This is a genomic window from Hydrogenophaga sp. LT287 (assembly GCF_055702805.1).
On sequence record NZ_JBVPZC010000012.1, the window covers coordinates 48,601 to 61,208 of the forward strand.

General features: G+C 63.9%; 12 protein-coding genes. 6 read left to right on the forward strand and 6 right to left on the reverse strand.

Annotation, left to right across the window (positions count from 1 at the left end; genetic code table 11):
• Positions 1-20 precede the first annotated feature (20 nt).
• The gene (locus AC0GNR_RS11075) at positions 21-443 is read left to right on the forward strand and encodes a rhodanese-like domain-containing protein (RefSeq protein ID WP_472901062.1); all 423 of its coding nucleotides are present in this window, start codon (positions 21-23) and stop codon (positions 441-443) included.
• 161 nt (positions 444-604) lie between these two features.
• Positions 605-1,855, forward strand: coding sequence for an alpha-hydroxyketone-type quorum-sensing autoinducer synthase (gene cqsA / locus AC0GNR_RS11080; RefSeq protein WP_472901013.1), 1,251 nt, complete (start codon positions 605-607; stop codon positions 1,853-1,855).
• Here cqsA and AC0GNR_RS11085 read toward each other — a convergent pair.
• Positions 1,839-2,825 (reverse strand): response regulator, encoded by a 987-nt coding sequence (locus AC0GNR_RS11085; RefSeq protein WP_472901014.1) that lies wholly within the window; start codon positions 2,823-2,825, stop codon positions 1,839-1,841. The two genes, cqsA and AC0GNR_RS11085, sit on opposite strands and share 17 nt — an antisense overlap.
• Positions 2,826-2,878: 53 nt before the next feature.
• On the reverse strand, positions 2,879-3,907 hold the full coding sequence (locus AC0GNR_RS11090) for a sensor histidine kinase (protein WP_472901015.1): 1,029 nt from the start codon (positions 3,905-3,907) through the stop codon (positions 2,879-2,881).
• 357 nt (positions 3,908-4,264) lie between these two features.
• Between AC0GNR_RS11090 and AC0GNR_RS11095 the strand changes: the two genes are divergently transcribed.
• Both AC0GNR_RS11095 and AC0GNR_RS11100 read left to right on the forward strand, forming a co-directional pair.
• Entirely contained in the window at positions 4,265-4,933 is a 669-nt protein-coding gene (locus AC0GNR_RS11095) for a helix-turn-helix transcriptional regulator (protein WP_472901016.1), read from the forward strand.
• A 67-nt stretch (positions 4,934-5,000) separates the two neighbouring features.
• Positions 5,001-5,771: a type III pantothenate kinase gene (locus tag AC0GNR_RS11100; RefSeq protein ID WP_472901017.1), complete on the forward strand. Its 771-nt coding sequence runs from the start codon at positions 5,001-5,003 to the stop codon at positions 5,769-5,771.
• 6 nt (positions 5,772-5,777) lie between these two features.
• Here AC0GNR_RS11100 and AC0GNR_RS11105 read toward each other — a convergent pair whose 3' ends face one another.
• The gene (locus AC0GNR_RS11105; protein WP_472901018.1) at positions 5,778-7,358 is read right to left on the reverse strand and encodes a wax ester/triacylglycerol synthase family O-acyltransferase; all 1,581 of its coding nucleotides are present in this window, start codon (positions 7,356-7,358) and stop codon (positions 5,778-5,780) included.
• 181 nt (positions 7,359-7,539) lie between these two features.
• Here AC0GNR_RS11105 and AC0GNR_RS11110 point away from each other — a divergent pair, with 181 nt between their 5' ends.
• Positions 7,540-7,794: an acyl-CoA-binding protein gene (locus AC0GNR_RS11110; RefSeq protein WP_472901019.1), complete on the forward strand. Its 255-nt coding sequence runs from the start codon at positions 7,540-7,542 to the stop codon at positions 7,792-7,794.
• Here the strand turns inward: AC0GNR_RS11110 and AC0GNR_RS11115 are convergent.
• From AC0GNR_RS11115 to AC0GNR_RS11125, 3 genes are read right to left on the reverse strand one after another with little or no spacing between them, the layout of a single operon-like run.
• Entirely contained in the window at positions 7,685-8,155 is a 471-nt protein-coding gene (locus AC0GNR_RS11115) for a polyhydroxyalkanoic acid system family protein (RefSeq protein ID WP_472901020.1), read from the reverse strand. The genes AC0GNR_RS11110 and AC0GNR_RS11115 overlap by 110 nt on opposite strands.
• Before the next feature lie 23 nt (positions 8,156-8,178).
• Entirely contained in the window at positions 8,179-9,273 is a 1,095-nt protein-coding gene (locus AC0GNR_RS11120) for an aminopeptidase (RefSeq protein ID WP_472901021.1), read from the reverse strand.
• Entirely contained in the window at positions 9,273-11,357 is a 2,085-nt protein-coding gene (locus AC0GNR_RS11125; protein ID WP_472901022.1) for a molybdopterin-containing oxidoreductase family protein, read from the reverse strand. Before AC0GNR_RS11125 ends, AC0GNR_RS11120 begins: the two co-directional genes overlap by 1 nt.
• Positions 11,358-11,456: 99 nt before the next feature.
• Between AC0GNR_RS11125 and AC0GNR_RS11130 the strand changes: the two genes are divergently transcribed.
• The gene (locus tag AC0GNR_RS11130) at positions 11,457-12,608 is read left to right on the forward strand and encodes an ABC transporter substrate-binding protein (protein WP_472901023.1); all 1,152 of its coding nucleotides are present in this window, start codon (positions 11,457-11,459) and stop codon (positions 12,606-12,608) included.

A 12,608-nucleotide genomic window follows, 5' to 3' on the forward strand; every position in this document is an offset into this window, starting at 1 on the left:
ACGCCGACGGTGCCTTGCTGATGCAACCGCGCCCGGCGTCCGGCGCCCACGCGGGTTCGTATGCCGGCGATGTCTCGCCCCAGCTGGCGTGGCAATGGGTGCAGTCGGGCGAGGCCGCGCTGGTGGACGTGCGCACCGATGCCGAGCGCGAATGGGTCGGGTTTGTGCCCGGCGCGGTGCCTGCGGCCTGGAAGCAGTGGCCTGGCATGGTCATGAACCCGCAATTTGATGATGCGGTGCGCCAAGCCGGCGCTGGCGGGAAAAAGCTGGTGCTGCTGTGCCGCAGTGGCGTGCGTTCCATTGCCGCAGCCAAGCGGGCAACCGAGTTGGGCCTGGAGGCTTACAACATTCTGGAAGGTTTCGAGGGCGACCCCGACGCCAGCGCCCAGCGTGGTCACAAGGGTGGATGGCGCCACCAGGGCTTGCCCTGGCGCCAGAACTGAGTCGGCGTCGCCGTCTGTTGCTTTTTGGCGCCGCTTGTCGGCAGAACAGCACCAAACTTGAGAAGAAAGCGTAACAAGCCCTGTCAAGGTTGACAGGGCTTGTGCATTTTTTCACGCATTTCTTTTTTCAATGGGGTTTTCTTTTCCTTAAGGAGAACTCCATGGACCAGCTTGAACTGACCCGCGAAAAAACGCCCATCAACCCAGCGCTGTCGGCGCATTTGCAGGAACGCATTCAGCGCGAATTCACGACCCGATGGGATACCTTGTGGAGCGGTCGCTCACTTCTTCACGGTCGAGAGGCGGGACGTGAAGCTGTTCGTCTGAATGGAAACGACTACTTAAGCTTGACGGGGCACCCTGAGGTGGTTCGGGCACAAACCCAGGCGATCAAGGCCGACGCCGAATTTGTGATCCAGTCGGGTGTGTTTTTGCTGGACGCGCACCCGGCGAGAAGACTTGAACTCAAATTGGCGCGCTTCCTCGGCAAGGAGGATGGTCTTGTGTGTCAGTCTGGGTACGCGGCCAATCTGGGTCTCTTGCAGTCCATCGCCGACGAAAAAACCACCATTTACATGGACAGCCTGGCGCACACCTCACTGTGGGAGGGCGCACGCCGCGCGGGCGCTTGCGCGCACCCCTTTCGCCACAACGATCCGCAGCATCTGGATCGCCTCATAGAACGTCACGGACCAGGCTTGGTGGTCGTCGACTCGGTTTACAGCACCACCGGCGCAGTGTGCCCACTGGCAGACGTTGTAGCTGTGGCGGAAAGCAGAAATTGCATGATTCTTGTGGATGAGTCCCATTCTCTGGGTACGCATGGACCAGAGGGCGCAGGCCTCTGTGCCGCGCTGGGGTTAAGTGACCGTGTTCACTTCATCACCGCGAGCCTGGCGAAGGCCTTCGCAGGGCGGGCCGGATTCCTCACGGTGCCTGCTGCCATGCGCAACTATGTCCTGAGCACGAGCTACCCCAATATGTTCAGTTCCTGCCTGCTGCCCCACGAGATCGCGGCATTGGACGCCACGCTGAATGTCATTCGGAGAAGCGATGCCGAGAGGCAGCACTTACACGCCCATACGCGCACGCTTCGTGAAGCCCTGGTCAACTTGGGCTATCCCATTCACCAGGGCTCGGAGCAGATCATTGCACTGGAAGCGGGCACCGAGCCAGCCACGATGGTGTTGCGCGACTTGCTGGAGGAGCGAAATGTTTTTGGTGCGGTGTTTTGTGCACCGGCAACGAGCCGGAACCGCACCATGGTCCGCCTGACCTTGCACGCAGCCCTGACCGACGCCGAGCTGGATCACGTCACCTCGGTGGCGCGTGAGATCGCGCCGCTGGTGAAACCCTGGGACTGGCCGATTGCGCGGCGCGCTCGGGCCGCAGGGCTCAACTGTCCTGGATGATGCGGGTGTCCTGGGCAGCCAGAAAATGGCTGTAGGGGTAAATGGGCTGTGGCAGATCTGCCGCGTCCAGCACGAAGCTGGCGGCGTACAAGGCGCCGTCGCTCCCCATCGGCATGGTCGGTGCGGTGCGCACCGGTCCCATCAGTCCCAGTTGCTGGTGCAGTTCGATGGCGGCCAGTTGCTGGCCGTTTTCGATGGACCGCACCAGGTCAAAACCCAGCCCGGCCGAGCCTGCGAGTTCCGCGAGGTCGCTCAGGCCGGGGGTGGGCTCCAGTTGCAGCCAATGGCATTCGCCGTTGGCGGTGAGCCCCAGCAAGCCAAACGGGTCTCCGAGCACCACGTATTCAACCCAGTGTTGTGCGGTGTAGGCCTGCAGCGCCTGCGCCACCGAAGGCACCTGCAACAAGGACTGCTGGGCTGGTCGGAGAGCGGCACGCCACAGCGTGTTGAGCCGCGGGTGTGCGGCTACCGACAACTTGTGCAGCACGCCGAGCAGGTGGCGGGTGATGTCGGGGTCTTGCTTGGGTACAAACTGGTCAATCAGGCCGCTGTTGAACGCTTTGACCGCCACTTGTTCGTCGGCCTGGCCCGTCAGCAACACCCTTGAGCCAGGCCAGTCCAGCAAGGTCTCCAGCACGTGCAAGCCGTTGGTGCCGGGCATGGCGTAGTCGATCACACAGGCCTTGGCCAGCTGGTAGCGCGAGGGCGTGTTGGCCCAGTAGTCCAGTATTTGTGGCATCAGCGGCTGGCCCTGGCGCCAGCGATCCAGCATGTGCAGCTGCGCAGCAGCGTCGGCTTCCCAGCGGGCTGGCTCTTGGCGCATGCGCTCGGCAAAGCCCGAGGGGCGTGAAAACAACTCGACCTGCCAATTCGGCGGCACCACCATGCCCAGCATGTCCAGGTAGTCCGGGTCGTCGTCCAGAAACAAAATGCTGCCAGGGCGTTGAAAAAGAGAAATCGTCAGTGCCATCGGGAAATACGTTGGGTGCGTGGGTTGTCAGAGCGTGAAGGGTAAAAATGCGCTCAGCATTTCAGCGGCAGGTCGATCATGAACACGGCGCCCAAGCCCGGTTCGGAATGCACGCTGATCGTGCCCTGGGCCGCCTCGACCGCGTTTTTGCAGAATGTGAGCCCCAGGCCGCTGCCGGCGCCGCTTTGGGTGGAAAAAAAGGGTTCGAAGATGCGGTGTTGTTGCTCGTGTGCAATGCCCACGCCGTCGTCCGACACCGCGATGCGACCTTTGCCGTGGTGCAGGCCCACATCCAGCCGAAGATCGCCGGGGTTGGGCGCGTTGCTGGCGGAGGCCAATGCATGCAAGGCGTTTTTCAGCAGGTTGGTCAGCACCTGGGCAAACAACGGGCGGGAACCCACAAAACAGAAGTCTTGCTGAATGTGAACCCGCACACAGTCGCGTTCGCGGGTGGATCGGTAGGGGTAGCCGTTGATCACCTCTTGCACCAGTTCGGCCGCCATGATGGGTTCTTGTTCGCGCGGCAGGCGCAGCAGCTGGGCGTTGGAAATCTGGGTGTCGATCTGCCGGTTCATGCTGCGCACCAGGTTTTGCAGTCGGGTGGACAGCTCGTCAATTTTCTTGCGTTTCGCCTCTGGCATGTCGTGCTTGGCCAGCGTGCGCAGCACGTCGCCCATGAGGTTCACTGTGGCCAGGGGCGTGCGCAGTTCGTGTGCCATCACGCCCATGGTGCTCAGGGTGTTGATCAGGCGTGTTCGGCGCAGGTTGGCACTGGATGCTCCAAGCAATATGGCAGAAATCCAGGCGAATATGAGCACGACCAAGTGGTCCCAAGCCATTGCATTTTGTTGGGCCTCCGCCAAGGCCAGATTGGTCAGCCAGTAACTGAGGGCAATGCCTGTCGCCGCGCCTAGGGATGCCAGTCGCCAGTCGGTGAGGTGGTAGTAAATAACCAGCATGCTTGCCATGCTTGCAAACCAGACGGCGTTGCCATTGTTCATCCAGTACATCCAGGAAAAAAACAAGGGAAGTTGAATCCAGCTCGAAGCAACAAACACACCAATGGTGAGTCTCGATGTCAAGTCCCGATTGACGGAATTGAGGAGCAATGGCAAACCAAGACTGGCGATGGCACACCGCACGGCAATGTTTTCATAAGGCTGGGGAATTAAGACACCCCAAATCCAAGCAAATGCCAGATGGCCAAAAAACGTGAATGCACCTAGCCACTGAAGCCGCTCCCGCGATGGATGCAAAATAGGCTCCAGCGGTGCGTGAACGACTTCGTCCAGCAGCCACCGACCAAGGCGCGCTTTGGCGCTGTGGAACCACAACCGGTCCAAAGGCACTATGTTTTCCTTTCAATCATCCAACGACTCCCGCTCGTGCTGTGCACGGCGAGCAGCAGGGCATTGTCTGTTCAATTGCGTGCAACGGCCATGACGTTGCCTGTCAATTTTGACAGTGTGGGGGTCGATGCTGTGCTGGCCGACTGGGTGACCGCCCTCAGCGACCAGGGGGTGGAGTCGGTTCTGGTGCTGGGGCCCAACCCGCTGGGCAGTGTGGACGACCGCGAGGTGCTGGCCGTGCATCCGCCGCGTTTGCTGGGGCCGGCGCAGGCGCTGGCCGAGAGCCGCGATTTTGGCGCCAGCTGGCGCGACAGCGATGCCCCCTTGGTGGCGTGGCAAGACATATCCAAATCGGCCATGGACCCGGCCAGCCGCTGGCGCCGGCTTTGGCTGGCCCATGGTTACCAAACGCTGGTGCGGGTCGCGTTTACCTTGCCGGCGGGGCGCGCTTTTGAATGTTTCTTGTTCAGCCCGCGCATGTTTGCCGGCCGTGCCGAGGCCGCCACGCTGGCCTGGTCGGCGTTCAACATTTGGCCCATGCTGCGCCGGGCCATTGCCGAGCAGCGCGTGAGCCTGAGCCCGCGCGAGCAGGAAAGCCTCAACCTGGCGTTTGAAGGATTGACCGCCCGCGAAACCGCCCTGCGCATGGACTGCTCGGAGCGCACGGTGAATTACCACCTGGCCAACGCCATGGCCAAACTCCAGACCGACAACAAGCTCGCTGCCGTGCAGCGTGCTTGCTGGATCGGGCTGATCTGAAAGAGGCGTGCGGTGCCTATGCTGCACTGCCGCAAGAACGTCCGCCGCGCATGGTGATAATGCGCGCATGACTTTTCTGGCCCTCGACGTTGGCAACACCCGCCTGAAATGGGCTCTGTATGACGCACCTTGCGCTGGCGCACGGTTGCTGGCGCACGGGGCGCAGTTTCTGGAAAACATTGAAAAGCTGGCCGAAGGCGACTGGTGCGACCTGCCCGCGCCCCGCTGGGTTGTCGGTTGCGTGGTGGCGGGGGATGCCGTCAAGCGCCGTGTGCAGGAGCAACTGGAGCTCTGGGACGTTGCGCCACAGTGGGTGGTGTCCAGCAGTGCCGAAGCGGGGCTGGTCAATGGTTACGACCACCCGGCACGGCTGGGTTCGGACCGCTGGGTGGCCATGATCGGTGCGCGCCAGCGCGTGTTGGCCCAAGGGCCTTCGCGGCCGTGTGTGGTCGTGATGGTGGGCACGGCGGTGACTGTGGAGGCCATTGACGCCGAAGGCTGCTTTCTGGGCGGCATCATTTTGCCGGGCCACGGCATCATGCTGCGGGCGCTGGAGTCGGGCACGGCCGGGCTGCACGTGCCCACCGGTGAGGTGCGCGACTTTCCCACCAACACCAGCGACGCGCTCACCAGCGGGGGCACCTTTGCCATTGCCGGCGCGGTGCAGCGCATGGTGGAAAACCTGCGGCAGCATTGCGGCGCCGACCCGGTGGTGTACATGACTGGTGGCGCCGGCTGGAAGATGGCGCCCAGCATGTCCACCCAGGTGGAGCTGGTGGACAGCCTGATTTTTGACGGCCTGCTGGAAATCGCTGACCGGCGCTTGCTGGCCGTCTGACCCGCGTCAGCCTGGGTCGCCCGCCTCACCCCAGGGCAGCATCAGCGTCAGGGTGAGCAGCCGGGCAAATTCCGGGTGAAACTGGTCAATGATGCGTTGGGGCTCGGGGCACAGATGGCTGTCTGCCATCACGCCAAATTGCACGCCGCCGCCGTAGCTCAGGATCGACACCCCCAGACCCACGGTGCCCGTTTGCGGCACCCAAAACATGGTTTGTTCCAGCGTGGAACCGCACAGTTTCATCTTGCCCACCGGGCCGGGCACGTTGGTCATCACGGCCGTGGTTTTGCGGCCAAACAGGCTCAGCAGCGCGTCTTGCGCGGGCTTCACCAGCAGTCCCGCCACCGACAGCAAACCAAAAGTGAGCAGGGGTTGCAGGCTGCCCTTGAGGCTGTTCATGCGCGAGCGCACCGCAAATACGCGCTCGACCGGGTTGTCGGTGCCAATGGGCAGCACCAGCGGGACCAGCCCGAAGCGGTTGCCCAGCTTCCAGGCTTCTTCCATGGGGCGCAGGTTGATCGGCACCATGGCGCGAATTTCTTGCCCGGCGGGGTTGTCGCCCATGGCCCGCAGGTAATTGCCAATCGCGCCGGCCACACAGCTCAGCAGCACGTCGTTGACCGAGCAGTTCAGCGCCTTGCCGATGGCTTTCACCTCGTCCAGCGGTATCGGCTCGCACCAGGCCACCCGCTTGTGCTGGCCGGGCTGGCCCTTCAGCCGGGTTGGCGAGTCGTCGGGCATCAGCGCCAGCGCAGCCAGATCACTGGCCAGCTGCCCGCCCATGCGGGCCAGGTTCATGGCCTGGTCCAGCGTGTCGCTCAGGCCTTGCTGCGGTGCGGCCAGCAGCGAAAGCGATTTGGCCGCGCCACCCCCGGCCACTTCCAGCGCGCGGGCGGTCAGGTCGCCCAGCGGGCGAATCAGGGTGTCGGCCACCCACTCTTCGGCGCCGTCCAGCCCCGAGCGGCTGGGCTGGGTTTTCTTGCGTTGTGGGGGCAGGGCGCCGCCGTCCACCAAGCTCATCATGACGCTGATGAGCGCAATGCCATCAGCAATGCAGTGGTGGATACGCGCGATCAAAGCCGAGCCGCCACCGTATTGCTCGACCAGCTCAAACCGCCACAGCGGGTGGTTGTGGTCCAGTGGCTGCATGGCGAGTTCGGCCACGCGCGCTTGCAGGGCATCTTGCTCGGTCTGACCGCTTTGGCGGGTCAGCGTGTGGCGCACCACATGGCGGCTGAGTTGAAAGTCGGGGTCGTCCAGCCAATGTGCGCCAGCGGCGTCCTGGCGGGCCGCTTGTACAAAGCGCCGGTAAGGCAGCATGCGCTCTTGCACCCGCTCGCTCAGCGTCGCGAGGCTGATGCCGGGCCGCAGGATCCACACGCCCACAATCATCATCAGGTTGGACGGTGAGTCCATGCGCAGCCAGGCGGTGTCCACCTTGCTCATGCGCTCACCTTCCAGCCCCAGGGTGGAGGCCAGTGCTTTCACGGCACTGCGCGGCGCAGGCCCGCCGGGTTGGGCGCTCGGTGTGGTCCGGCGAACGGATGGGGCCTGGGCTTGGGTTGCTGGGGCAACGCGCTGAACCATGTCGTCTCCTGCTTCCGGCCCTGTGCAGCGTCACCGGGTGGTGAGCCGGGCGCGGCGTGTTGTGGGTGTTTGCGTCTATTTTGCCGCCAAGGCTGCCCGTAAGATACCGGGCTGGCCCTGATACGGTGAACGTTTTTCGTCCATCCGTCCGCCGAACCCCTTACCTATCTGGAGAAACTGCATGTCCGACCTTCAAACCCGTTTCGATGCCGCCGTCGCCAACTCCAAAAACCTGACCGAGCGCCCGGACAACGCCACGCTGCTGAAGCTTTACGCGCTCTACAAGCAAGCCACCGCAGGCGACAACGCCGAGAAGAAACCTGGCTTCAGCGACATGGTGGGCCGCGCAAAATGGGACGCCTGGAACGGCCTGAAAGGCACCGCCAACGAGACAGCCATGCAGCAATACGTGGACCTGATCGAATCGTTGAGCTGAGCGGCCAAGCGCTAGCCTCTGCGTTCACCAGCCCCGTTGAGGGGCTATTTTTTTTGCGCGCAGCGGGCTTTTTGGCCGCCAGCAGCTGGTCGAGATTTTTCACAATTTCGCCTTCAATATGCTCTTTGAACGCGCCCAGCAGAAAGCCCAGCTTGGCGTCCAGTTCAAAGTGGTCGGCTGACACCCGCAGCGTGCCGTTCACACCGCTGCGGGCAAACTGCACCTCGTCCACATCGTCACCCTCGGCGTAGGTGCAACTCATGTCGAAGTCGGCCTCGGCCTGCTCGGCCCATTTCCAGGCCACCTTGCGCGCGCCGCTCAGGCCAAGGTGGTGGTCGCGTCTAATGTGAATGTCTGCCATGTCGTGTTCCGTGGGGCTGAGGTTCAGGGGCGCGCAGACTGCGTGATGGTGACGGGGCTTAACCGCCCCAAGGCCGCATGCCGCGCCGCTTTGGGCTGCGCCGCCAAGGCGCGTACCGCATCATAGAACCGGTTGAAGTCCCGGCCCTCGCGTTCAAACAGCGCCATGAACGCCGGCACCAGTTCGTCGTAGGCCGCCTGGGCGCCAAAGCTGGCGTTGTTGGCCCGCGCCACCCAGGCGTCGTACCCGGCGAAGCCAGCCCAGCGGGTTTTGAGCGTTTCGTAATCGCGCCGAAACGTGGTCATGACCTCGGCCTTGAGGCGCAACTTGTGTTCGTCGTCCCAGCGGCTGTTGCTGTAAATGGCCTGCAGTTCCCCGCGCACCCCGCGCGTGAGGGCTCGAAACTGCTGTCGCCGCTCGTCAAACACCCGGTAGGTTTCCCGCGCACTTTCGCTGGCCTCTTGCGCCAGCCAGCGAGCGCCGCCCAGGCGCTCTACGGCGGTGGCAAACGATTCGTTGAACATGGTGTCGTCTTTGGCGTACACCACCTGGTGAGCGAGTTCGTGAAACAGCAGGCGCGCCAGCTCGCCTTCGGGGTAGCCCATGAAGGTGTTGAGCAGCGGGTCACCGCCGGCCCAGTTCATCCAGCCCAGGGTGGAGTACGCCGGCACCGGGTACACCGTCACTTCCAGCGTGTCGGGCAGGCTGCGGGCAAAGGCCTGCGCATCGGCCTCGCTGAAATAACCCTTGTAGCCCACACAGCCCGCCACCGGAAAGCACCAGGTGTGCAGCGTCAGCGAAAGGGCGGGCGCCGCCACCACGTTGTACACCGCCGCGCGGCGCTGCAGGTCGGCGTAGCGGTGGTAGCTGGCGTTGTCGGGCAGGCCCAGTTCAGTCACCGCAAAGGCTCGGATGCGCTGGGCCAGCAGCAGGCGCTGTTTCAGGTTGGCGGGTGTCTGGTGGTCGTCCAGCCAGTCTTGCACCGGCCTGGCTGCGTGCATCAGGCGCAGGTGCCCGGTTACCGACTGCCAGTAGTAGCCAACCCCCAGGTCGCGGCTGGCGCAGCCCGACAGGGCCAGCGCCAGCGCCAGGGCGGTCAGCGTGGCGCGCCAGCGCATCAGGTGCTCTCGGGCAGCCCGGCCACTTCAACCAGGCAGTCGTAAAACACCGGGCCATTGCCCATGTCGGTCAGCTTCTGGCTGGTGAGTTCGTTCACGTTGGTGCCAAACGGCCCCAGCTTGCGCCACCACACACCCAACCCGTTGACCACGCCCGGCCGCGCGCGCGCGCTCACCTTGACCTTGCAGCGGTATTCACCGCGGTCGTTGAACACGCGCACCATGTGCCCGGTCTGGATGCCGCGCGCCAGGGCGTCGTCGGCGTGCATCTCCAGCAGCGGTTCGCCTTCCATGTCGCGCAAGCTTTTCACGTTGACGAAGGTCGAGTTCAGAAAGTTGCGCGCTGGCGGCGAGATCATGGCCAGCGGGAAATGCGGGCTGCTGCCTGCGACCTCGAAGTTGGGCAGGTGGTCGGGCAGACCCTCTTGGCCCTGCGCGGCCAGCCGGGGGCTGAAAAAGGTGCAGCGGCCTGACGGGGTGGGGAAGCCCCCGTGGGCAAACGGCGCCTCGGGCAGGGGCAGGGTGGCGTAGCCCTGTTCCAGCAGCGTCTCAAAGCTGACCGTGTCGCCAAAGGCGGTGCGGCACAGTTGCAGGTCGTCGTCGGCAAAGCATGGGTCGTCAAAACCCAGGCGCGTGGCCAGCGCACGGAAGATGTCGGTGTTGGTGCGCGCCTGGCCCAGCGGGGCAATGGCAGGGCGGTTCAGCAGCACGTCGGTGTGGCCGTAGCTGGTGTGTATGTCCCAGTGCTCCAGCTGGGTGGTGGCCGGCAAAATGTAGTCGGCGTAGTCGGCCGTGTCGGTCTGGAAATGCTCCAGCACCACGGTGAACAGGTCGTCGCGCGCAAAGCCCTGCACCACCTTGCCCGACTCGGGCGCCACCGCCACCGGGTTGCTGTTGTAAACGATGAGCGCTTCGATGCGCGGGCCGAATTCGGGCGACGCTTCGCGCAACAGGTCGTTGCCAATGGTGGCCATGTTGATGGTGCGCGGTGTGCGCTGGCCCAGCAAATCGGGCCGGTGCAGCGCCGCACGTTGCACCGAAAAATGCCCCGATGCCGACATCAGCAAACCACCCGCTCGGTGCCGCCAGGCGCCAACCAGTGCCGGCAGGCAGGCCACGGCGCGCACCGCGTTGCCGCCGCCGCGCACGCGCTGCATGCCGTAGTTGAGCCGGATGGCTGCAGGTTTTGTGGTGCCGTAGGCGCGCGCCAGGTCGGTGATTTGCTGCACAGGCACGCCGCACACGGCGGCTGCGCGCTCGGGCGGCCATTGCAAGGCGCGCTCGCGCAGGCCTTCCCAGCCTTCGGTGTGTTGGGCGATGTAGTCGTGGTCCAGCCAATCGTGCTGGATCAGCTCGTGCATCAGGGCCAGTGCCAGCGCTGCGTCGGTGCCCGGGCGCAGCGCAATGTGTTCGTGGCATTTTTCGGCGGTTTCGCTGCGCCGGGGGTCGATGCACACCAGCCGCGCACCGTCGCGCTTGGCTTGCTGCGCCAGGCGCCAGAAATGCAGGTTGCTGGCAATCGAGTTGCTGCCCCAGATGAGAATCAGCCGGGATTCGGCAAAGTGCTCGACCTTCATGCCGACCTTGCCACCGAGTGTGTTCATCAAGCCCTCGGCGCCCGCCGATGCGCAGATGGTGCGTTCCAGGTGCGCAGCTCCCAGCCGGTTGAAAAAGCGCGCCGCCATGCCCTCGCCCTGCACCAGGCCCATGGTGCCGGCGTAGCTGTAGGGCTGAATGGCCTGCGGGTCGCGCGCCGCAATGGCCTTGAGCCGCTCGGCGATGTCGTCCAGCGCGGTGTCCCAGTCCACCGGTTCAAAGCGTCCGCTGCCTTTGGGCCCCATCCGCTTGAGCGGCTGCAGCAGGCGCTCCGGGTGGTAGCTGCGCTCGGTGTAGCGCGATACCTTGGTGCACAGTGCGCCGTCGGTGTGGCGGTGGGCCGGGTTGCCCTGCACGCGCACGGCCACACCATTCTCAACGGTGGTGATGAGCGCGCAGGTGTCTGGGCAGTCGTGCGGGCAGGCGCCTCGCACGGCTTTTTGTATCGGGCTTGTCGGCTGATGGCTGCCGGAGGTCGGTTCAGACATGGTCAAAACCAGTGTATGTTGTAGGGTACATAAGTATTCATCCCGGGGTCTGCCGCGCAGGAATCGGACAAAGAAAAACAGCATATCAGGAGAACCCGTATGCGACGTCGTGAGGTCATTTCAAACGCGGGCACGCTGCTGGGTGCGGCGGCCATGGGGGCTTGGAGCAGCACCGCGCAGGCCCAAAGTGCCGGTGTGAGCGACACACGGATCTTGCTGGGCCAGTCGGCGCCGTTCAGTGGCTCGGCCACGCAGCTGGGCTTGCAATTTCATCTGGGCGCCCAGCTGTATTTTGAAGACTTGAACGCCAAGGGCGGCGTGAACGGCCGCCGCATTGAGATCAAGCGGCTGGACGATGGCTACGAGCCCGAGCGCTGCGCGGCCAATACCAAGCAACTCATCGGCGACGATGTGTTTGCCCTGTTTGGCTATGTCGGCACCCCCACCAGCCTGGCGGCGCTGCCGCTGGCCACCGAGGCCAAAGTGCCTTTTTTTGCGCCCTTTACGGGCGCAGAGGCCTTGCGTGAACCCTTCAACCGCTACGCCATCCATGTGCGGGCTTCGTATTTCGACGAGACCGCCGCGATCGTGCGCCAGGTGACGGCAGTGGGTATCAAGAAAATTGCGGTTTTTTACCAGAACGACGCTTACGGCAAGACCGGGCTGGAGGGTGTGGCCCGCGCCATGAAGGGTCTTGGTCTGGAGCCTGCGGCCCTGGGCACGGTGGAGCGCAACACCGTTGATGTGGAGCAGGCGATCAAAACCATCATGGCGGTGAAGCCCGAAGCCATTGTGCAGATTGGCGCGTACAAGGCCTGCGCCACCTTCATTCGGCTCGCCCGCCGACAGGGGTTCGTGGGCAACTTTTACAACGTGTCGTTCGTGGGCACGCAGGCGCTCATGGATGAGCTGGGTGCCGAGGCTCGTGGCGTGGTGGTGAGCCAGGTGATGCCCTTTCCTTATGCGCCCGTGACCCGGTTGTCGGGTGACTACCTGGCCGCGTTGAAAGACAAGCGCGGAGTGGTGCCCAACTACTCGGGCATGGAAGGTTTCGTGGCGGCCAAGGTGTTTGCCGAAGCGGTGAAGCGGGCCGGGCGCGCGCTGACCCGCGATGCGTTTATTACCGCCATTCAGGGCATGCAAAATGTCAACCTGGGGGGCTTTCCGGTGGATTTTTCCCCCAGCAAACACACGGGCTCCAAGTTCGTTGAGCTGACCCTGCTGACCGAAGACGGTCGCATCCGCCGCTGA